The organism is Flammeovirga sp. AWQ4_249 (assembly GCF_056161045.1).
Genome location: NZ_JBSWYJ010000031.1, coordinates 39,208 through 61,183 on the forward strand (window position 1 = coordinate 39,208; position 21,976 = coordinate 61,183).

At 33.3% G+C, this 21,976-nt stretch carries 16 protein-coding genes; 7 read left to right on the forward strand and 9 right to left on the reverse strand.

Annotated elements, in window-relative coordinates; translation table 11 throughout:
* Positions 1-7 precede the first annotated feature (7 nt).
* The 4 genes from ACXAHM_RS19130 to ACXAHM_RS19145 form a co-directional block, all read right to left on the reverse strand.
* Positions 8-445, reverse strand: a complete 438-nt coding sequence (locus ACXAHM_RS19130) for a hypothetical protein (RefSeq protein ID WP_474963282.1) — start codon at positions 443-445, stop codon at positions 8-10.
* 61 nt (positions 446-506) lie between these two features.
* Positions 507-2,231 carry a SusD/RagB family nutrient-binding outer membrane lipoprotein gene (locus ACXAHM_RS19135; RefSeq protein WP_474963285.1) on the reverse strand — a complete coding sequence of 575 codons (1,725 nt, stop codon included), beginning with the start codon at positions 2,229-2,231 and terminating at the stop codon, positions 507-509.
* A gap of 70 nt (positions 2,232-2,301) precedes the next feature.
* On the reverse strand, positions 2,302-5,373 hold the full coding sequence (locus ACXAHM_RS19140; RefSeq protein ID WP_474963288.1) for a SusC/RagA family TonB-linked outer membrane protein: 3,072 nt from the start codon (positions 5,371-5,373) through the stop codon (positions 2,302-2,304).
* 882 nt (positions 5,374-6,255) lie between these two features.
* The gene (locus ACXAHM_RS19145) at positions 6,256-9,153 is read right to left on the reverse strand and encodes a caspase family protein (RefSeq protein ID WP_474963290.1); all 2,898 of its coding nucleotides are present in this window, start codon (positions 9,151-9,153) and stop codon (positions 6,256-6,258) included.
* A 199-nt stretch (positions 9,154-9,352) separates the two neighbouring features.
* On the opposite strand from ACXAHM_RS19145, the gene ACXAHM_RS19150 reads away from it, so the two are divergent.
* The 6 genes from ACXAHM_RS19150 to ACXAHM_RS19175 all read left to right on the forward strand — a co-directional run bounded on the left by ACXAHM_RS19150 (position 9,353) and on the right by ACXAHM_RS19175 (position 15,036).
* Positions 9,353-10,267 carry a YihY/virulence factor BrkB family protein gene (locus tag ACXAHM_RS19150; RefSeq protein ID WP_474963292.1) on the forward strand — a complete coding sequence of 305 codons (915 nt, stop codon included), beginning with the start codon at positions 9,353-9,355 and terminating at the stop codon, positions 10,265-10,267.
* On the forward strand, positions 10,248-10,706 hold the full coding sequence (locus tag ACXAHM_RS19155; RefSeq protein WP_474963294.1) for a GNAT family N-acetyltransferase: 459 nt from the start codon (positions 10,248-10,250) through the stop codon (positions 10,704-10,706). Before ACXAHM_RS19150 ends, ACXAHM_RS19155 begins: the two co-directional genes overlap by 20 nt.
* A 120-nt stretch (positions 10,707-10,826) precedes the next feature.
* Positions 10,827-12,854, forward strand: coding sequence for a putative porin (locus ACXAHM_RS19160; RefSeq protein WP_474963297.1), 2,028 nt, complete (start codon positions 10,827-10,829; stop codon positions 12,852-12,854).
* A 15-nt stretch (positions 12,855-12,869) separates the two neighbouring features.
* Complete coding sequence (locus ACXAHM_RS19165; RefSeq protein ID WP_474963301.1) at positions 12,870-13,376, forward strand: hypothetical protein; 507 nt, start codon at positions 12,870-12,872, stop codon at positions 13,374-13,376.
* Between the two features lie 140 nt (positions 13,377-13,516).
* Positions 13,517-14,518 carry a hypothetical protein gene (locus tag ACXAHM_RS19170; protein ID WP_474963305.1) on the forward strand — a complete coding sequence of 334 codons (1,002 nt, stop codon included), beginning with the start codon at positions 13,517-13,519 and terminating at the stop codon, positions 14,516-14,518.
* Positions 14,518-15,036, forward strand: coding sequence for an NUDIX hydrolase (locus tag ACXAHM_RS19175; RefSeq protein ID WP_474963308.1), 519 nt, complete (start codon positions 14,518-14,520; stop codon positions 15,034-15,036). Before ACXAHM_RS19170 ends, ACXAHM_RS19175 begins: the two co-directional genes overlap by 1 nt.
* A 38-nt stretch (positions 15,037-15,074) precedes the next feature.
* On the opposite strand, the gene pflA is transcribed toward ACXAHM_RS19175, so the two are convergent.
* The 5 genes from pflA to cysM all read right to left on the reverse strand — a co-directional run bounded on the left by pflA (position 15,075) and on the right by cysM (position 20,467).
* Complete coding sequence (pflA, locus tag ACXAHM_RS19180) at positions 15,075-15,854, reverse strand: pyruvate formate-lyase-activating protein (RefSeq protein ID WP_474963312.1); 780 nt, start codon at positions 15,852-15,854, stop codon at positions 15,075-15,077.
* 67 nt (positions 15,855-15,921) lie between these two features.
* Positions 15,922-16,722, reverse strand: coding sequence for an ABC transporter substrate-binding protein (locus ACXAHM_RS19185; RefSeq protein ID WP_474963314.1), 801 nt, complete (start codon positions 16,720-16,722; stop codon positions 15,922-15,924).
* A gap of 10 nt (positions 16,723-16,732) precedes the next feature.
* Positions 16,733-18,880 (reverse strand): 7TM diverse intracellular signaling domain-containing protein, encoded by a 2,148-nt coding sequence (locus ACXAHM_RS19190; protein WP_474963318.1) that lies wholly within the window; start codon positions 18,878-18,880, stop codon positions 16,733-16,735.
* A gap of 177 nt (positions 18,881-19,057) precedes the next feature.
* Positions 19,058-19,573 (reverse strand): DUF3347 domain-containing protein, encoded by a 516-nt coding sequence (locus tag ACXAHM_RS19195; RefSeq protein ID WP_474963320.1) that lies wholly within the window; start codon positions 19,571-19,573, stop codon positions 19,058-19,060.
* Positions 19,574-19,588: 15 nt separating this feature from the next.
* On the reverse strand, positions 19,589-20,467 hold the full coding sequence (gene cysM / locus ACXAHM_RS19200; RefSeq protein ID WP_474963322.1) for a cysteine synthase CysM: 879 nt from the start codon (positions 20,465-20,467) through the stop codon (positions 19,589-19,591).
* A 233-nt stretch (positions 20,468-20,700) separates the two neighbouring features.
* Between cysM and gcvT the strand changes: the two genes are divergently transcribed.
* Positions 20,701-21,801, forward strand: a complete 1,101-nt coding sequence (gene gcvT / locus ACXAHM_RS19205) for a glycine cleavage system aminomethyltransferase GcvT (protein WP_474963326.1) — start codon at positions 20,701-20,703, stop codon at positions 21,799-21,801.
* Positions 21,802-21,976: the final 175 nt, after the last annotated feature.

Here is a 21,976-nt window from a genome sequence, read left to right on the forward strand (position 1 = left end):
TTAGAAATTACTGTGGTAGTGCTTCAGAACAATCATCTTTAGTGAAAGTTTCAATAGTAACAGTTCTTGACATATCAGTTGCAAAGAAAGATCTACCGTAAACCTGTGCTACGGGCTCTCCACCTCCTGAACATACATCATCAAACTGAACTACTAGTTCATTTTCCACTGATAACATCACTTTTCCTGTTCTAGTTTCTTGAACATAAAGTTTAGTAGTGTAATCTTCATCTAGTCCATTATCATCTAATAAAGTATAGATTTTTAAGACTGCAGACTCACCTTCTACTAATAACTCTTCTCTAGGAACTACTTCATCAGTTGTTTCATTGTATGTTTGCCACTGATAAAATCCATCATAGTTTGCAGGAGCTGATACTTCATTATCTTCAGAACATGAAAAGAATAAACCTGCAATTAATGCTAAACCTAAGATTTTTTTCATTGTATTATATCTTCTATTCTTGGGGAATTATCATAAGATATTCCCCAAGATTAATTATCAATTATTTTACGTCTGGAGAGTTAGTTGCCCACCATACTTTTTCACCCCACATAGTACCTTGGATATTTCCATTCACTTTGCTCAAGTTATCAGAGTTAGTTGAGAACTCTGAAGTTACATAAGGGAATCTATAAGTCATTCCATAAGGTTTAACATACTGATCTTGGTAACGAGTACCACCTCTTACTTTATCTAAAGTAGGGTAACCAGTTCTTCTAACTTCATTGAATGCCTCAGGACCGTTTGAGAAGATTGCTAAGAACTTTTGTTCAGAAACATTTTGTTCAGTTGCTGTAGTACCAATTTTAGCAAATAATAAAGCTAAATGATCTTCTACATTTGCTGTTGAAATTGATGTTGCATTTCCATCAAATCCTACTACTTCTTCTAAGTTAATAGTCTTCTGAACATTTTGGTTTACAAAAGTTGCAGCATTAATACCATAGCTTTCCATTAAACCATATTGTTTATAGAATGATGCTCTAACACCTTCTTGGAATGCCATATCTGCTCCTCCTTGGTTACCTGTCATTAAGTGATATTGTGCTTCAATAAACTTAAGCTCCGAGTAAGACATGATATCTGATACACCATTAGCAGTTGCTCTGTAAAGTACACCGATTCTTGAACGCTCAGATAATTGGAAGTTCTCATCTTTAGGTACACCGTTCTCTTGACCTGTCCATTTTAATACTGAAGGATCTTTTGCATCATCAGCTTGATCATTATAAATGGCAATTGACTTTGGTGTTGGAGTTGAATACACGAACATACGAGAGTCATTATTATTTTTTAATAAATCCATTATCGTTAATGAAATCGCGTGGTCATCTCTCTTATCACGAACGTAATTCTCAAAGAATGGGTGTTCGTAAGGTTGAGAACCTGGGTATACCAACATTGCATCATCCTCATTCGAAGTAAATATAGGATAATCAGCTGGGTTAGAGAAAATATCATTTAATCCACCTTGAACATCAATAGTTGTAGTAGCTTTTGATAAGTGAATTAATAATCTTGCTCTTAAAGAGTTTGCAAATTTTCTCCAATTAGAAGCATTACCACCATAGATTACGTCTGCTGCACCATCAACAGTACCACCATGACTTAATAAAGTATTTGCTTCTTCCAATTGTGCTAACAAGTCAACATAAATGTCTTCTTGAGCGTCATATTTAGGTTGAGTGATTGTGTTTTCAAACCCTAAAGCTTTTGTTTTGAAAGCTTCAGAATAAGGTACATCACCCCACATATCTGTAATTACTGAGAATAAGTAACTTCTCATAACTAAGATAGCACCTTCAAATGCTTCATCATTTTTGATGTCGTTTCCTTGCTCTAAGTTGAAAGCTTTTTGGTCACGAACTGTTTTTAGTGCTAACTCTAAATCATATAAAGAAGCTGTACCTGAAGTTTGGCTACCAGAGTACATAAACTTCCAGTATGCATCAACAGCATTACTTCTATACTCATACCAATCTTCATCAACATATTGGATTTTTGAGTATTGCTGTGCCCATAAACCTGAAGCTGTCATATTGAAATCCTCAGCTTGAACACCGTAAGTACCACCTACTCTTGAGAAAGTAGCGTTAGCAAATAGGTAACCAGGATCTACTTCTGTTGGGTAGTTAGGGTTAACTTGCATTTCATCAAAGTCTTTGAAACAAGATGTTGTTCCTAAAGAAACCATTAATGAAGCGGCATATATTAATAATTTTTTCATTCTTATTTAGGTATTAATTAGGTGGAAGGAATGCACCTTCCACTATCTATATTATTTAAAAAAGGTATGATTAGAATTTCATTTTGATATCGAAACCATAGCTTCTTGGCGATGGTAACTGACCAAATTCGAATCCTTGACCACTAAGACCAGCACCGAAACCAGCTTGAGGATCAATGTTAGGAGCATTTGAATGAATCATCCAAAGGTTGTTTCCAACGAATGCAACACTCATACCTTTGATACCATATTTCTTCGTTAAAGTAGAAGGAATATTATAAGCAATTGATAACTCAGCTAATTTCACGTAAGATGCATCATAGATATACTCTTCGTGGATACCATAAAGTGTTTGGTAGTAGTTTTGTGTAGGAACTACAATGTTGTTTGGTTGACCATCAACACCTACACCTGGAGTAATTCTACCTGCTTCACGGTTTTCACCAGTTACATCAAGAACACCTGCGTATTCACCGAACATATTTGTTACTGAGAAGATTTCACCACCCATTGAGATGTCAATCAATGCAGATAATGTGAAGTTTTTGTAAGAGATTGAGTTACGGATACCACCTCTCCAATCAGGGTTAATTGAACCTAATTTTTCTGGAGAATCTGTTCTCATTGGGTAACCTGATTCATCAACCATTACGTTACCATTCTCATCTCTTTGGTAAGCGATACCATAGAAAGTACCTAATTCTTCACCTTCTACAGCTAAAGTTTGTAATCCCCAATAGTTTCCTAATTCGAAAGAATCAATACCTTCAGCTAATTCAACAACTTCGTTTTTGTTTTTCGAGAAGTTGAATGACACATCCCAAGTTAAATCATCCGTTTGAACTGGAGTTGCAAACACCATTAATTCAAAACCTTTGTTGTCAATTTGACCAGCATTGATAAATGTTTGTTGGTAACCTGTTGTTGCAGAAACGTCAGCAGGTACGATTTGATCGTAAGTTGACTTTTCATAGTATGTAGCTTCAAATCCTAAACGGTTATTGAAGAAGCCCATATCTAAACCAAATTCCCATGATTGAGTAGACTCAGGTTTTAAGTCAGGGTTAGCTTCAACTGTTTCATATTTGAACATTGGGTAGCCACCGTAAGCTAAACCGTTTCTATAAACGTTTTGTAAAGAGTAAGGATCAGCGTAGTTACCTACTGCAGCCCATCCACCTCTAAGCTTACCAGTTGAGATCCAAGTTGGCATATCCATATGCTCTGTAAATACATATGATAAGTTGAATGATGGATACATGAATGAGTTGTTCTCTTCAGGTAAAGTAGAAGACCAGTCATTACGTAATGAAACATCTGCGAATAAGAAATCCTTATACCCTACTGAAGCAGTACCATATAATGAGTTAATGATTTGCTCTTCGAAGTAAGAGTTCGAGTCAACTTGACCAGCTGCGTTTGCAGGAGTGTAAACACCAGGAGTAGCTAAACCAAAAGCAGTCATTGAACTTGTTTTGTATACTCTGTACATGTTGTTACCACCGAAGTTTGCATTCACATTCCAGTCAGTACCGAAGTCTTTTGAGAATGAGAATAAGAAGTCAAAGTTAGACTCATTTACGAAGTAATTTTCTTCAGTAAATCCACCATCAGGGTCATTGATTGAGTACATTGCTGACTTAGAAAGACGGTTTTCAGTATATAAATCTGTACCACCTTTAATCTTGAAGTTCAAGTAATCAGTAATGTTCCATTTTAATGAAGCATAACCATTGATACGATCTCTTAATTGTGAGTTAGTATTCTCATTTAAGATCCAGTATGGGTTATCATGGTAGTTATAGTTCCAGTTAAATGGAGTACCATCAGGTAGTTTGTAATCTTTTAATGCATTGATATCTACTTGACGACCAAACCATACAAATTGTTGCATTACGTTGTTTTCACCGTAACCTTGTTGAGGCAAGTTATCTGATTGTCTTCTAGAGTAAGTAATCTTAGAATCTAATTGTAACTTGTCAGTGATTTTATGACCAAAGTTTAATGACGCTGAGTAGTTCTCTAAACCAGTGTTAGGTACCATACCTTCTTGATCAGAGTACATCATAGAGAAACGTACATTTGACTTGTCTGTAGCATTTTGAACTGATAAGTTTGTTGTAGAAACGTGACCAGTTTCAAAGAAATCTTCAACGTTATTTGGGTTAGATACCCAAGGAGCAGGAGCACCATTTGAGTTGAATTGAGGAATCATCAATCCAGCATCTAATTTAGGACCCCAAGATTCATCCATGTTATCGTAAGTACCTCCACCAGCACCATTTACGTATGAGAATTGTCCGTTAAGACCTTGACCATACTCATTTTGGTAGCTTGGTAAAATCAATGGGTTTTGGAAAGTTGTAGTGTTTGATAATGAAACACCTAAACCTTCAGAACCTTTACCTGATTTTGTAGTAATTACAATTGCACCATTTTGTGCACGTGAACCATATAAGGCTGCTGCGTTTGGTCCTTTAAGAACTGACATTGACTCAATATCGTCAGGGTTAATATCATTGATTGGTGAACCAAAGTCAGTTGCACCTGATGAAGTATTACCTGAGTTATAAGTGTTATCTACTGGTACTCCGTCAATTACGAATAAAGGTTGGTTATTACCCGTTAATGATGAGTTACCACGAATAGTGATACGAGATGATGCACCTGGGGCTCCTGATGAAGTATTTACAATTACACCAGCAACTTTACCATTTAAGTTATTTAATACACCATTATCAGAACCTTTAAGATCATCACCTTTTACTTCTGATACAGAGTAACCTAATGATTTTTTATCTTTTTCGATACCTAAAGCTGTTACAACAACCTCTTCAAGTTGTTCAACATCTTCTACCATCACAAACTCAAATTTAGCTTGAGTTCCAATGGCTACTGTTTGTGTTTTATAACCGATAAGTCTAACGATTAAGTTTTGTGCGCTTTCTGGAGCAAGAATAGTAAAGCTACCGTTAAAGTCTGTTACGGCTCCTACAGTTGTGCCTTCTACCATTACTGTTGCACCTGGCAAAGTTTCACCAGATCCGTCTAAAACGACACCCTCAATTTGACGTTCCTGAGCATAAGACGTAATTGTCAAGCCCATGAACAAAAAGAGAATTTGAAGTAATCTTTTCTTCATGTTAAGTAAATAATTGATTGATTGGATAATAAAAAAGACTTTATCAACTGAATACGAATATCCAGAGGATAGCGTCCGTAAAAAATTTATTGCTTTGCTTCTTGTTAGGTTTAATTCATTTAAAAGTTATGATTTAATTATTTAGTCCTTTACAAGAGGGTTAATTCAATTAAGTTCTGCTTAAAATTAGGTTTACTAATGATAAAATTAAGTTTATGTTCTTTGTTATCACGATTACAATTCTAAGAAAGGATCAGCTGAACCAAAAATATTTTAACATATATAAATTTTTTAACAAATCATCATAACTACCTGATTTAAATGGATGTAACGCCTTTTCCTTACCATTACAAATAAATGTAAATCTGTTAACAGATTGACTTAATAATTGGATTATAATAAGTTTAGTACACTTGGTTTGTTAACGAAAAAAAATAATGTCCGTAAATGAACAGGGTTACATAAATAAGTCGTTTTTATACTTTTTTAAGAAGTGTAAAAAAATAACTAAATCAATTCAGTGCAATTATCATTAATTTAATTCAATGAATGTTTAATTGTAATTTTACTAATTAGAATAGAAAAAATATGATTGAATTGATAATTAGGAATTCCATTTCTATCAAAATTTCAATCGAAAAGAAGTGATAATGCATGAATTCGAATTACTTTTTCAATTTCTTTTATAAATAAACTTTAAAAGTGCAATTATTCACTAAAATTTAATTTTCAAGATCGAATATTCTGTGTTTATTTATTAAACTGATAATTTATTCTTGAAATCTTTTTATAAAATAACCTTTTGAAACATCTAGAGGTAAAAAAAGCCAAGAGAACTGATCCTCTTGGCTTTTAAATAAAGTATGTCTTATGTTTAAACTACTATTGTGAAATCATTTCTCCAATAGTCATCGAACTAATTGTACTCGGTTTTTGAGTGGTAGGATGTTGCTTTCCTTTCGTCAACTCTTCCACTTTCATTGCGATAAATAAATCAAGTTCTCTTAGTGTAATGATATTATCTCTAGAGTAATCTGCTTTACCTTCTCCTAGGCCATCAATCAATGCAGCTGTAAAAGCTCCATGTTGCCATGCAGGAGACTCTAATGAACTTTCATCACCTGTAGAACCAGACATGATCACAACACCATTTTCATCTGATGCTAATTCTCTAATACTTTCAGTATTATCTGACCTTGTAATATCTTTTCCTAACTGACCAGAATTACATGCATCTACATACATTAATACCTGAGAAGGTAAATTGGACATAATATCAGAACAATCAGACCAACTCACAGCTGTATTTTTCACATCATCTAATTTGACATCATGTGGAATAATATAGAAGTTGTTTTCATAATTCAACCCATGAGAAGCTATAAAAACAATAGCAAGGTCTTTAGAGGTAGCATTTTCTGACAACCATTTAAATCCATCTACTATATTGGCCTTATTTGCATCTGCATTTGTCAATTTCTTTACATTCACTTCATTGAAAACAGTACCGCTAACTTGCTTACTATAAATATCTGAAATAGCATTGGCGTCATTATCTGCAAAAGTGAGGTTCAGTTCCGGGTTTTCATATTGAGAAACTCCAATGGCAAGTAAATAGATATTTGCTTTATTCATAGCTGTATTTTCAGCTGAACTAAACATTGCTTCTAAATCAAATCCCATATCTAAGTTATTACTTTTTGAATTGCCAACCTTTACTTTTCTAGCATCTGAAGTAATTTTAGTCTCATTATTTGAAGCAAAAATCTGAATAGCGATCTCATTCTTCTCAACGGGTACCTCTAAATTAATACCATATACAAATTTTCCATTTGCATTTGAAGGTGATCCTAATTCAACAGCTCTTGGACGTCCATCCACCAATAATTTCAAGGAAGTCAAAGCAGTTTTACTTTCAACCTCAGCTTTTACATTAATTGATTGGCCCATACTATTTATCTTTTGAGAAACAGTTGGCGAAATCCATTTAATTTTTGGTTGCTGAGCGACAACGTTTGATAATGATACAGTTGCAAAGTTCATTACTTTTTGAGCTTCAGCATATGAACCCAAAGTAATGATTTTAGCTAATATTTCTTTTTTATGAAATTCTTTTTCGGCAAAATTCACTGGATAAAAATCAGCTAATGTTCCTACTCCATTATTCTTTAACCATCCGATATATTTTTCACCACCTGCAGACGCATGATAGTATCCTTGTGGTGACCAACAAACCCAATCGTTTGTTGAACTAACAAATAATGAAGCTAAAAGTTCACCTGTTTTAAGGTTCCATAATTTCGTTGTTTGATCTGTACTTGAAGAAATTAAATATTTTCCATCCTTAGAAACATTTGCAGTAATAACAGAACCACTGTGTCCTTTGTATTCTTTAATTAAGGCTCCACCTTTGTTATACATTTTAAGTGATGCTCCACTACCAACTATTATATCTGTATTAGGTGTAAAACAATAGGTATTAATACCTTTGTCTCTGTTTTTATCATTTTTAATTTCTACAGTTCCTACTTTTAAAACGTAAGCACTTGCTTTCTTTAGTAATAAACCACTCTGTTGAATTACAGGCATTTCATAATCCGTTTGCACAGGAGTTGAAAGCGTCATAGCCAACGTCGAGAAATCAAACGATTTATTATAAGGCTGTTTTGTTTTTTCTGTAACTGATAAAGAAAAATCTAGTCCTTCTTTACGACCAATACGTTTATTTGAAATGCCTTCACCAATAAATTCGCGAATTACTTTTTTATTTTCTAAATCCCATACTTTTATATGGCCTTCAGAACCTGTAGCAATTACCGCATATTTTGATGTTTGATTTGCAAAAGAAGCCGTTGTAATTACACCATCATTTACTTTGAAGCTATCATTTTTAAGCCAGATATCAGTATTATAAAATAACACATTCCCTTTTGCATCTGTAACCATTAGTTTAGACCCATCTGCGGAGAAACTTAGGCTACTGATAAATCCTTTCGTATCATTTAATGTGGCAACCTCAGTACCATTTGTATTCCAAACGATTACTTTTCCACTGGTTAGCCCACCAACTACATATTTGTTATCTGAAGAAATATCTACATTTGTAAATTTCTGATCTGTTTCCCAAACTTTAGCAAGATTAGCACTACTCATTGCCACAGCCATAGAATATAGTTTTACACTACCGTCGAAAGAGCATGTCACTAGTTTACTGCCATCATCAGAAAAGTCGATGTTATAAACCACATCAGAGTGGTCATTAATTGTCAATTTCTCATGAGGCTGATCCGTAAATTCATCGCCATTTAAAGCTGGGATATACCATATTTTTACAGATTTATCAGCACTTGAAGAAGCTAACCAATTACCATCCGCAGAGAAAGTTAAATCAGAAATCACATTTTCGTGTCCTAATAAAGATCCAATTTGCTTCCCTGTATTAAGATTGATAATTCTGATTTCATTGTTTTGTAAAAATCCACCAACGGCAAGTAAATTATTATCTGGAGAAATGGCTAATGCATTATATCTTCCTTCTTTACCTTCTGTATGCTCACCCCATAATGTTTTTACAAGGGAGTTTGATTTAAGATCCCAAACTCTTAGTGTTTTATCTTCAGAGACGGAGATTATCTTTTGATTATCATTGGTAAAGATGGCTTTTCGCACCATAGATGAGTGACCATTTGCATCGATCACTAAATAAGTATTCTTATTCTGTGCAGTAGTCAGACCCGCACTTAGAATAGAGATGAGAAGGGTAACAAGAATTTTGTTCATAAGAGTGTATTTCCCGATTGAGTTTAAAAAGTCATAACGAATATCGTACAATTATTCATAACTTTAATGCTAATTTAAACAAGAATTGTATTTTTACGTCGGAATAGAGACTTTTTATCCAAAAAATAATTTTAGAGCAATAACTTAAAGACATTTTTTACTTTTTAATTTTTTAGTTATCGGTAAGTTTAAAAAAATATTGCAGGAAAATATTATTCTAAAGAAAATAGTAGAGATTTATCAATTGATATTAGAAGCATGGAAAGAATTTAACATGGATCATGCTTATATCTATGGTGCATCTTTGGCCTATTATACTATAATTTCCTTACCTGCCGCTTTGAACCTAATGTTTACAGTATTAAATAAATTTTTTGATGAAAATGAATTAAAGGAAGATATGGTAGAGGAACTAGAATTGATCACTGGAGATGTTGTCGCAAGGCAAATGGAATCAATGATTAATAGTTTATCTTCTTTAAGAATAGATAATACAGTATCTACAGTAATTAGTATTGGTACATTACTTTTTACGTCAACATTATCATTTCACACCCTTAAAATTGCTTTGAATAGATTTTGGAAAGTCCCTCCAAGGATTAGTAAAATCAGACAACTTATCATAGATCGATTAATCGCGTTTAGTATGGTCATAGGTTTAGGTATATTATTCCTATTAATGATCGCTATTGATACGTCGATAAGTTTTGCTTCATCTTATTTAAAAGAGTGGTTACCCTACTCTTCTTTAGAGCTAATTAGAGTCATACGATTTACTTCTGTTACATTGATTTCATTTTCACTTTTCTCAGGGATTTACAAGTTTGTTCCTGATGTAAAGATAAAATATACTGATGCTTTTGTTGGTGGAATTGTAACGACAGCCCTATTCCTACTTGGACAATATGGTATACGTTATTATTTAGCCAATATGAATGTCACTACCTCATCTTGGGGTGCTGGTTCACCGATTATCATTATCATGGCTTGGACCTTTTATTCTGTTCAAGTGATGTTTTACGGAGCAGAATTCACCTATGCCTATTCTCAAAAATATGGAGGAGGCATTCAACAAAATAATAATAAAAAAGAATATGTCGAAATATCAAATTAAAATAGCTAAAGACCCTTCTTTGATTGACAAAATTGCCGATTTCCAAGTGAAAATGGCACTTGAAACAGAGGATTATCAATTGGATTTTGAAACCGTAAAAAGAGGTGTTAAGCATATCTTTGACAACCAATCTTTAGGAAGATATGTCATAGTAGAAGACGAAGGGAAATGTGTTGCTTCTATGCTAAACCTTTATGAATGGTCTGATTGGCGATGTGGAAATGTAATTTGGATACATTCTTTGTTTGTTATTGAAGAATATAGACGTAAAGGCATCTTCAAAAGTATGTATGACTTTGTCAAAAAAGAAGTAGATGAATCGGATGAGTTGATGGGACTTCGCCTATTTGTTGAAAAAAATAACGACAGAGCACAAAAAACATATCGAGCAATGGGAATGACTAAAGAGCATTATGACATGTATGAGTGGCTTAAATAGTCAATATTCATAGTCTAAATTATCTTTTTTGAGGAAACACTATCTTAAGTCACTTATTACATTTAAATTTGAATCCTTAATAAAGTAACTCGATTATTTTATCTACGATCTAAATCTACCTTGAAGAAACTTTTATTAATAATATCATTCTTTCTGTTTATTACTGCCACTACTTTTGCTCAGGAAGATGATGGAGATACTAAACAAGAACCAAACCGTGAAGGGGTTACTTTAGAAGCTGATAGTAGCTGGCTAAAAGGGCCACAAACTACATGGTATATTAATCAAGATGATTGGTATAAGATTCATTTTGAAGAGCACATGATGGATTCATCTTATTTACATCTTCAACGATACGATATTAATGGTCAAAATGGCTATAGATACCAAACTTTAGGAAATAATGCATCTCCTCTTAGAAGTTTTTGGGAAGGTCCAACAAAAGAATTGGGTCAAACTGTAGGAGTTACAGCATTTGACTTATACGCTCAAGATCTAGATACTTGGGAATACTACAGATCATATGTACCAGTAACTGATTTCAATGGTGTAGTAGGACAAGACAATAGAGGTAAAATCGGTGGTAAAATTTCTAATAGTATCAATCCCTATTGGTCTGTTGGACTTCTATTTCAAAGATATTCAGAGCCTTATATTGTAGGTAGAGACAAAATTAGTAATTCATATAATGCTCAACAGCATACTAGTTTTGGTATCAACACTCGTTACGAGACAAAAAATAATAAGTATAAACTCTTAGCAAGTTATTATCAATACTTCCACGAAGGACCTGAATCTGGAGGTATAACAGTGGCTGAATCTGTCAACGAAGAAACTTCATTGGATGATCTTTTTAGTTTTGGTAGAGGACAATTGACGAATTATTTTCCTGAGGGAGCATCCTCTTTTAAATGGAATTATAATTATCATTTATACCATCAATATGCACTTGTAGATACTGCTAAACTTCAAGTTTTCCATGAGTTTACAAGAGATCAATATCGCTATCAATATAGTAATACAACAGGTACAATTGCCACCAATAAATTGTACTATGATAAATTCAACGATTATACAGTCGCTAATTTAAGCCAATTACCTGATTCCGTTTTATACGATCCAAATTCAACTTTACCGATAGTTGATGATTACGATTATGGCACTGGTGAAAATGACAAACCTTATGTTAGTATTGAAGAACAATATATTGATAATAAATTTGGTGTAAAAAGTAGACTTGGACCTACTTTTTGGTCTGGTTTTATTCGCTACAGATATTATAAAGCGCAACAAATCGCAGGTGACAATTCTGTCCCTATTCCAGTTGATAATCAATTATTTGTTGGTGGTGATGTAGAATTTTTATTGCCGAAAAATTTAGGTGCAGTAACTGGACATGGAGAATTCGAATTGTTGAATCAAGATGCTTATATTATCGATGCTCAAGTTGATGCAAAATATTTAAAAGGCGGATTTACTGTGGAAAGAACATTAGCTCCTATCATGTCACAATACTTTACATCCATATTTATGTCATGGAATCAAGAGCTTAATCCTACCTCACGACAACAAGTTTTCGTTGCTCCTCAAGTACCGATAGGAAAAACGGGGCATTTAGAAATTTTTGGAGAGTTGAATAACATCTCTGATTATATCTATTATGATAAATTTGCTAGGCCTCAACAATATGACGAATCTATTACTTATAGTAGATTTGGCACAAGATTTAAAATTAACACAGGTGTTCTTCAACAAACTGCTGAAGTCATTTATACTCAAAATACACATCAGGATGTCATGCCTACGCCTGATCTTTTCTTAACTTATGAAATTGCCTATTTCAAAGAGTTTAGAGATGGAATGATCAGTTTATATACGGGTTTTGATACTCGTTATATCGCATCTTACTATGGGATGGCTTTTAACCCTGTCACTCAGCAATATCATTTACAAAATGCTTACGAAACAGAGGGATATTTTAATATAGATTTCTTTGTCAATTTTAAGATGAGAAGAGCAATGGCATTTATTCGAATTGCAGATATTATGAATGCCTTTGATCAAGCTAGTGGTTATTGGGCAACTCCAGGATATATGGGTCCAGGATTTGGAATCTCTTATGGTGTTCGATGGCTAATGTTTGAATAATCTATTAAACCAATCATGAAAAAAACAATATTATTATTATTCCTTTTTGTAATTTCTGCCCCTTTATTTGCACAGAAATTCATTGCTGTAGATAACTATGGTAGAAATAGAAAAAAAATTTACGAAGGAGATCGCATCATTTTTAAGATGAAAGGTGAAAAAACAGTATATAAAGATGAAGTATATGCATTAAAAGATTCTTCTTTCGTACTTTATAAATCTGGAACTGAAATCCCTCTTTCTGAAGTAGAAGTCATCAAATTTGTAAGGCCATTTCCAAGATTATTATTCGGTGGTTTTGCTTTTATTGGTACTGGTTTCCTTGTATCAGGTGCTGTAAACAGAGGTGAGTTAGACACTAACGGAAATAGTAATATCAAACACAAGAATGGGCAGCTAATTCAAGGTTTAGTTTTCTGGGGAGCTGCTGCTGCTATGGCTCCTTTCTTTTGGAAGAACTATAAGCTTGAAAAAAATGCTCAAGCTCAAGTTTTGGATGTAACTATTCGTAAATTACCTTGATCATTAACAAAAACATTAGTAAGTTGTTATAAATCTTTTTGTCTCCCCTTATGCAAAAAATTAAACTTACTATAATACTTTTCTTGATTCCTATATTTTTCAATGTGCTTCACGCTGAAAAATCTATCAAAATAGATTTTATGACTGAGGCACAAGGATTCAAATTATTAGAGATAGCCAAGGATTCACTGGCTGTAAAAAAACTAAAAGAATTAAAGGCTGAAATATATGTTGGCCTTACAGATTTCTCCGCAGAAAGAGCTGAGGCACTTACCATTTTTAAAAATAATGGTATTCTTTGTCATGCTTGGCTTTTGCTACCAAAAGGTGAACATTATTGGCCTAATGCTCATAACGGAGCTACTGTTTTAAAAAGATATGAAAAGTTTAGAGATTGGACCATTAAAAATAAACTTCCTTGGCAGTCTCTGACTTTAAGTCTTTCTCCCTATTCTACAGATTCTAGAATCGTTGATAACGGACCTATTTCAGTAGGTAAAGTAATGCTGAAACGATTAATCAGCGGTTCTGTTCAAGAACATGGTGATTTAAATTATGCTCGGTTACGCTCCATGACGCAAAAGGACAATCTGACACTAACGAGTGTTGTAACTCCTTATCAAGTGGACAGTAGAGAGGTAAATGTTGACACTTGGAAACAAATCACTGGTGTTTTTAATATCGTGAATGACCAAGAAATTCTATCCATCTTCAATTATTATGAACCAACTTCTGCCCTTACTTTAGCGCAGTTTAAAGAATATCAGCCAGGTTTTTCTACCATTCTTATTGGCAGTGCAAATGATACAAAACCGTTAAGTACTACTGAAAATAACCGAAAGCTTAATTGGGAAGAGACATCTCAATTTATCACACTTGCTCGTCAATATGATAAAAGTATTATTATATATGGCCTGGAAGGTGCTATCCAAAATAAAATTGTCGATCAATTGTCTAAGCATTTGGCTGATGTGAAACTCCCTAATATGCAGGAAGCTGATCAACAAATAGCTTTAGAAAGAGAAAATACTCAAATATTATTTACAATTCTCGCTAGCCCTGGATGGGTTGCCTTCGTCTTTTTATTTATTGGCATCTCACTAGGAATTGCCACACTTAGAACTTTAAAACTCGTTGTATAGTGCACGTAAAAGAACATTTTAAAAGTTGCCCAAAATGTAAATCATCAAACATTGCTTTTCATACTAAACATTTCGTTTGTGAAGAGTGTGGATTTGATTTCTATATCAATGCATCAGCTGCAGTTGCCATTTTAATTACTGATGACGAGGGAAGGTTGTTATTGACAAAAAGAAAATTTGCTCCTCAAAAAGGCACTTTAGATCTTCCTGGAGGTTTTGTAGACATGCATGAGACTGCTGAAGATGCAGGAAGAAGAGAGATAAAAGAGGAATTGAATTTAGATATAGACAGATTAGAATACATCTGTAGTTTCCCCAATACTTATACATACAAAGATATTGAATACTACACTTTAGACCTTGTTTTTACTGCTAGAGTAACCAACTTCGAAGATTTATCTCCAAATGATGACGTAAGTGATATTACATTTATACCTCCTCAAGAGATCGATCTAAAGGATATTGGCTTTGTTTCCATCCGAAATATAATTACGAAGTATAAAGAAATCTATCAATAAAAAAGGTAGTGATTCGATTGAGGAATCACTACCTTTTTTTAGTTTACATGTACTTCTTTGAAATATTGTTCAAAGATAGTTTTTGCTTTTTCAATATCTTCCTTGGTCGGAGGATTTACATCTTGAAGTCCATATTCAAGCCCCATAGCCTCCCATTTGTGTACGCCAAGCTTGTGATAAGGTTGTATTTCAATTTTTTCTATCGTTTTATAATCCTTAAAGAATTGACCTAATTCATGAAGATATTCCTCCTGATCAGACCAACCTGGTACTAAAACATAACGAATCCACATTGGCTTACCTTGTTTCTCTCGCATTTCAGCAAGTTTTAATGTAGCTGAATTAGAAACAGTGGTCAATTTATGATGCCAATCATCATTGATGTGTTTTACATCTAACATCAATAAATCAGTATATTCTAAAAGTTCTTCTACTTCTTTATTCACTAACCTACCATTTGAATCTAGACAAGTATGAATACCTTGTGCTTTTAATCTTTTGAATAAGGTTAATAATTTGGTTCTATGTAGTAATGGCTCTCCACCAGATATTGTAATCCCCCCTTCATCTCCAAAATAAGGACGTTGTCTTAAAACTCTTTTTTCAATTTCTTCAAGACTGATATGTTTCCCTCCTCTAACATCAAAAGTATCAGGATTATGACAGTATAAACATCTAAATTGGCAGCCTTGTACAAAGACAATGAATCGAATTCCAGGTCCATCATGTGTCCCAAAAGTTTCAATCGAATGTATTCTTAATAACTCTGGATCTTTATCATTTAAGATAGATGGGTCCTGTTGTGGAAATGTACTCATGATTCTAATTTTTCATTTTCTTATAAACAAAAATACCATTTTTTGAGCACTTAAAACCTATCAAATATCAGTTTTTGACACTCCATTTCTTAATAATATTCATCATAAATGGTATTCCTTCAAGAATTGTTGCTGGACCTGGTTGAAGCATAAAAATAGGGTCTACTTCTTCATATTGTTTGTATCTGATGAAGTTAATTTTCTCAATATTTTTACGGCTTAACATTTCATTTTCATTAAATTTTTTACCACACCAACAAAACAAACCAATATCAGGATTTCGTTTAACCACATCATCAAAATCTTCAATAATTCTTCCTTGAGCAGATTGTTCCTTTGCATTTTCTGAAAAAGCATCTCTCCCACCGCATAATTCTATAATTTCTGACACCCATTGAATACCAGATATCAAAGGATCATCCCATTCTTCAAAATATACTGTTGGGTTATGAATTAAAGACTTCCCAAAAGAAGTAGCATCTTCAATAATAGATGACATTTTTGCTAACAAAGGTGTTGCTTTGTCCTCTGCTCCAATCATTCTTGAAATCATAGCTAAGGTATCTAAAATTTCTTTGATTGATCGCTGATTTGTAATCAAAGTAGGAATACCCTCTTTTATTAAAAGTGCCGCAATATCAGCCTGTAAATCAGAAAAACCAATGATTAAATCTGGTTTTGTGGCTAGAATTTTCTTAAAATTTGCACCAGTGAAACCACACACCATTGGTTTTTCTTTCTTTGCTCTAGCTGGCCTTTCAGCAAAAGCTGAAATACCAACTATTCTATGTTCTTCACCTAACATATAAAGCCATTCAGTCACTTCATCTGTTAAGCATACTATTTTTTGAGGATATGATAATGTCATGATATTAATTTTAATGTGGTGCTAATTTAACACCAACCACTAAAATATCATCTGTTTGTTTCTGATGATTCTGATCATTACCTACCCACTTTTCGAATTCATTTTGTATTAATTGTTCTTGCAAGCTAAGGTCATGAATTGCAATTGAGTCAAGATAATTTCTAAACTGTTTTGACCCGTACTTTTTATTTAAGTGTCCTCCAAATTGATCTTGGAATCCATCTGAATAAAGGTATAATAAAGTTGGTTGATCAACCTTAATAGTATGTTTTGTAAAAGATACTGCAGGCTTTGTTGATCCTATAGAATTTCGATCACCTTTTATCACTTTTAGTTCTCCATTTTGATGTATTAAAAGAGGGTTTCTAGCACCTGCAAAAGCTACTTCATTTGTCGCTTCATCAAAAACTACCAAACTCATATCCATACCATCTCTTAACTTATTATCGCCTTCATAAAGATTTTTTGAAATTTGAATATGCAAAGCTTGAAGAATTACCTCTGGTGAAATAATTTTTGATTTTACTATAATATCTTTCAATAAATTATTACCCACTAAGGACATAAAAGCGCCAGGAACTCCATGTCCTGTACAATCAACTGCTGCAATCACCTTTTTTGACCCTACCTGTGCAGACCAATAAAAATCACCACTTACAATGTCTTTAGGTTTAAAGAAGACAAATGAATTAGGAAAATGCGACTTGATATCTAAAACCGAAGGTAACATGGCCGTTTGAATTCTTTCTGCATAATTGATGCTTGATTGAATCTTTACATTTGATTCTTGAAGTACAATTTTCTGTTTTTCAACCATATCTCTTTGTGCAGCTATTTCTTCATTTTGCTGCTCCAACTCAGTATTTTTATCATTAATTTCAGATAACGCATCTTCTAATTCAGACGTTCTTTCTTTAACCTTTTCTTCTAGTTGAGCATTTGTTTCAAGCTGTTGTGCTAATAATTCTCTTTGAGCTCTTTCCTTCTCTCTTTTATATAATTTATACTTATCACTCAATGCCAATGAAAGAAATAATACTTCAATTACACCTCCATAGGCTAAAACATTTTTAGTGAATGCATTTTGTTCGATGTAATTGAATTTCATTAAAGCAAAAATGAAAGTACCCATTAGGTAAGCAGTCCAGGCTAATATGAAAAAACGTGCTGACTTATTGCCTTTATACCATATAAGAAGGCCTGCTAAAAACATAGTCAGAGAGTTAACCAATGTCATTTTACTATTAAAACGTACAGCAAATGCATAGTCAGTAATAAATGGAAGTGCTACTCCTATTAAACCAATTAACATGGTTACGATTAAAGCAAAATCTGCTATTCTTGAATATTTTTTGGATTGTAAAGAAGATTTAGCATAAAAAGACGAGGTCAATATCCACAATGCTATAGAAACAACTGTTACATTATTGGCTGCAGCTGGGTTATTGGGAAGTAGGTATTGAAAATGATGTCCACTTAAGGATAAAAAGAAAATTGTATTCGCCAAAATTGGAAAAGCATAATACAAATAGTTTAAATCTTTAAGTGATAAAAAGATAAGGATATTATAAAGTACCATCACCAACATGATACCGATATATATTCCAAAAGCCGTTTCTGTAGTAATATGGTTTATGAAAAATTTTGTTGGTGTAGCTAATGTAAGAGGAACTTGTAAAGCTCCATTTGTTTGAATTTTAAGATATAATTCAACACCACTTTTGGCTCCAATATCAAATGAATAAAGGTTCGTTCTGAATGCTAAAGGTCTTTCTGAGAATTTAATTTGATCACCTAATAATAAATGATTTACCAATTCACCATTTTCCATTTCAAAGACTTCTATAACATCAAGATTACTATTTCCGATTTCTAAAATGAAGTCCCTTTTTTCTTCCAAAGAAAGATTTTCTAATGAAAAACGTAACCACAATGCAGCTTCATTAAACCCTACATTAATAATATTTTGTTGGTTGGTTGTAAATTTATCTGTGTGAAGTAATTGTTCTAACTCTATCTTATTTGTTGAATCTAAAAATACTTCAACATAATTGGAGAGATCTTTTACTTCGTTTTGAGAACTTTCTATGTATAATTTCTCCATTGAAAAAGCTGGAGTGATACATAAAAGAAAAGAGAGTAGTGCTAATAGTCGCATGCGCTTAGTTACAATAAAAAAATGAAAGTTAGTGTGTTTAATCTTTCTACTAAAAAATTAGCCAAACACAAATCAAGTGTAATTTAAATAAAAAAAATAATACAATTAACAATTCGAAATAAAAAAAGTCACTCCTATATTAAATAAAAGTGACTTTTTTTGTGGATTGAAAGTGATTTATTTTCCTTTGATTGTTTCCATTACACGACCGCAATGTAACATTTGATCTCCAAAATAAGGATTAACTACTTCATTTGTAGCACTTAACCAATTCGCTCCTGTGTTATCAAAAGCCATTGGACAGTGAACAAGGTAAATATCCATACCTGCTTCTCCATTTTTAGCAACGGTATAGAAATATTCCGTCACTTTCTCAAAAGATTTTCTTTGCGTTGCCAAATCAGTAGAAGAAGTAATCTCATTGACGGCTTTTGTTGCTTCATCAGCACCTTCTTTAGGCATAACATCAGCTAACCTTTTTGCATACGTTTGAGCTGCAGTTGGGTTAGAAGCCACTAAACATTCAGAAAGTTTAAGGTAAGCCTGAGGTGCTTTTGCTTTATCAGCATTATAAACTACAGGTGCTAATTCTTCTTTCTCTTCTATTTGTTTTTGTTGTTCTTTCGCTTTTTCACTACGACCACACCCTATCAACATAAGGCCAACAAAGATTGATAATAAGACTGTTTTCATTATTTTCGATTAATATTAAAAAAGTTCACTTGATAGGTATTTATCTCCTCTATCACAAACGATAAATACAATAACACCTGAATCCAATGTTTTTGCTGTTTCGATGGCTGCATAAGCTGATCCACCACTGCTCATTCCTGCAAAAATACCTTCTTCTAATGCTAATTTCCTAGTCATTGCCGTAGCATTTTCTTGAGAAACATCAATTTTTTTATCTATCCTAGTTTCATCAAATATTTTGGGTAGATACTCCTTTGGCCATCTACGAATTCCAGGAATTCTTGCTCCTTCAGCTGGTTGTGTACCTACAATTGTAATATCTTTTGATTGTTCCTTTAGAAATTTAGAGGTTCCCATAATCGTCCCTGTTGTTCCCATTGCAGAAATAAAGTGTGTTATTTTCTGGTCCGTATCTCTCCAAATTTCAGGTCCTGTTGTTTTATAATGTGCTAAGTAATTATTGGGGTTATCAAACTGATTTAACATCATGTACCCTCCTTCTTTTACTTTATTTAATGCATAATCACGAGCTCCTTCCATTGAAATAGCAGACGGTGTTAGCGTAACTTTTGCTCCATATGCTTTCATAGATTTTACTCTTTCGATTGTAGCATGATCTGGCATTACCAATTCGATTTCAATACCAAATAGTGAAGCCATCATCGCTAATGCAATACCTGTGTTACCACTTGTTGCTTCGATGAGTTTCATTCCTTTTTTTAATTCACCACTTTTAATTGCTTCATTAATCATGTTAAAAGCAGCTCGATCTTTTACGCTTCCACCAGGATTTTGACCTTCAAGTTTTGCGTAAATTGTGACATTAGGGTTTGGGTTTAACTTCTCAAGTTTTACAAGAGGTGTATTCCCTACTAGTGATAAAACCGATGACATATCTTTAAATTTTGTTGATAGTTTAGATATCTATTGCTAAGATCATATTTTTTTTGACATGAAAAAAGGAAGACTTAATTCTTCATTAAAATTCGTTAGATAATCATGGTATTTTAGGTATAGGTGTATGATATTTCGAATCCTATTTTTACATTTGGCTAAATTTTTAGAAAGACACTATTGAGTGTCTGGTTTAAACCAAGTTTCTAACCACAGAAAACACATACTAAAACATGAGTGATTCACAAACTTTAAAGAAAATCGCCCTTAACGATGTTCATGAAGCTTTAGGTGCTAAGATGGTTCCTTTTGCAGGCTATAATATGCCCGTAAGATATTCTTCTGATATTGAAGAGCACAAAACTGTCCGTAATGGTGTTGGTGTTTTTGATGTATCTCACATGGGTGAATTCTTCTTAAAAGGTCCAAAAGCTTTAGATCTTATCCAAAGAGTTTCTTCGAATGATGCTTCAAAATTATTTGATGGTAAAGCACAATACTCTTGTTTACCAAATGAAGATGGTGGCATTGTAGATGATTTAATTATCTATAAAATTGCGGATGAAGAGTATATGTTAGTGGTAAATGCTTCTAATATTGAAAAAGATTGGAATTGGATTACTGAAAGAAATACTGAAGGTGTTGAAATGATCAATGCTTCTGATGAATATTCTTTATTTGCCGTTCAAGGACCAAAAGCAGCTGAAGCAATGCAATCATTGACAGAAGTTGACTTAACAAACATGACTTTCTACACTTTTGAAAAAGGTAAATTTGCTGGTGTAGACAATGTTATTGTCTCTGCAACTGGATATACTGGTTCAGGTGGATTTGAGTTATATGTTCCAAATGATGTGGCTGAAGAAGTTTGGACTAAAATTTTCGAAGCGGGTAAAGATTGGGATATCAAACCAATTGGCTTAGGGGCTAGAGATACTTTACGTTTAGAAATGGGTTATTGCCTATATGGTAATGATATTGATGATACAACTTCTCCATTAGAAGCTGGTTTAGGTTGGGTAACTAAATTCACAAAAGATTTTACAAACTCAGACAATCTTGCTAAACAAAAAGAAGAAGGTGTTACACGTCGTTTAGTAGGTATTGAATTAATCGATCGTGGAGTACCAAGAGGTGGTTATAAAGTAACTACTTTAGAGGGTGAAGAGATTGGTCATTTGACTTCAGGTACAATGTCTCCTATGTTAGGAAAAGGTGTTGCATTAGGTTACATCAACCGTCCATACACAAAGTCTGGCACTGAGGTTATTATCGAAGTAAGAAATAGAAAATTAAAGGCTGTAGTTAGTAAACTACCTTTCTACAAAGCTTAGTTTCTTTAATACATATAAAAGCCTGATCCATCAAAATGATCGATCAGGCTCTTTTATTTTTATTATCTTCTTGATTAGATAAACTCTCCTACTTCTGTAGCATCAAGACCTTCTCTTTCTACTTCTGGAGAAACTCTGAATCCTACTGTCACTTTACAGATTTTCACGATAATGA

Bases quoted from the DNA above. Each gene is read 5' to 3' on its own strand.
- ACXAHM_RS19130 (WP_474963282.1), bottom strand. From the start codon at position 445: ATGAAAAAAATCTTAGGTTTAGCATTAATTGCAGGTTTATTCTTTTCA.
- ACXAHM_RS19135 (WP_474963285.1), bottom strand. From the start codon at position 2,231: ATGAAAAAATTATTAATATATGCCGCTTCATTAATGGTTTCTTTAGGA.
- ACXAHM_RS19140 (WP_474963288.1), bottom strand. From the start codon at position 5,373: ATGAAGAAAAGATTACTTCAAATTCTCTTTTTGTTCATGGGCTTGACA.
- ACXAHM_RS19145 (WP_474963290.1), bottom strand. From the start codon at position 9,153: ATGAACAAAATTCTTGTTACCCTTCTCATCTCTATTCTAAGTGCGGGT.
- ACXAHM_RS19155 (WP_474963294.1), top strand. From the start codon at position 10,248: ATGTCGAAATATCAAATTAAAATAGCTAAAGACCCTTCTTTGATTGAC.
- ACXAHM_RS19165 (WP_474963301.1), top strand. From the start codon at position 12,870: ATGAAAAAAACAATATTATTATTATTCCTTTTTGTAATTTCTGCCCCT.
- ACXAHM_RS19170 (WP_474963305.1), top strand. From the start codon at position 13,517: ATGACTGAGGCACAAGGATTCAAATTATTAGAGATAGCCAAGGATTCA.
- pflA (WP_474963312.1), bottom strand. From the start codon at position 15,854: ATGAGTACATTTCCACAACAGGACCCATCTATCTTAAATGATAAAGAT.
- ACXAHM_RS19185 (WP_474963314.1), bottom strand. From the start codon at position 16,722: ATGACATTATCATATCCTCAAAAAATAGTATGCTTAACAGATGAAGTG.
- ACXAHM_RS19190 (WP_474963318.1), bottom strand. From the start codon at position 18,880: ATGCGACTATTAGCACTACTCTCTTTTCTTTTATGTATCACTCCAGCT.
- ACXAHM_RS19195 (WP_474963320.1), bottom strand. From the start codon at position 19,573: ATGAAAACAGTCTTATTATCAATCTTTGTTGGCCTTATGTTGATAGGG.
- cysM (WP_474963322.1), bottom strand. From the start codon at position 20,467: ATGTCATCGGTTTTATCACTAGTAGGGAATACACCTCTTGTAAAACTT.
- gcvT (WP_474963326.1), top strand. From the start codon at position 20,701: ATGAGTGATTCACAAACTTTAAAGAAAATCGCCCTTAACGATGTTCAT.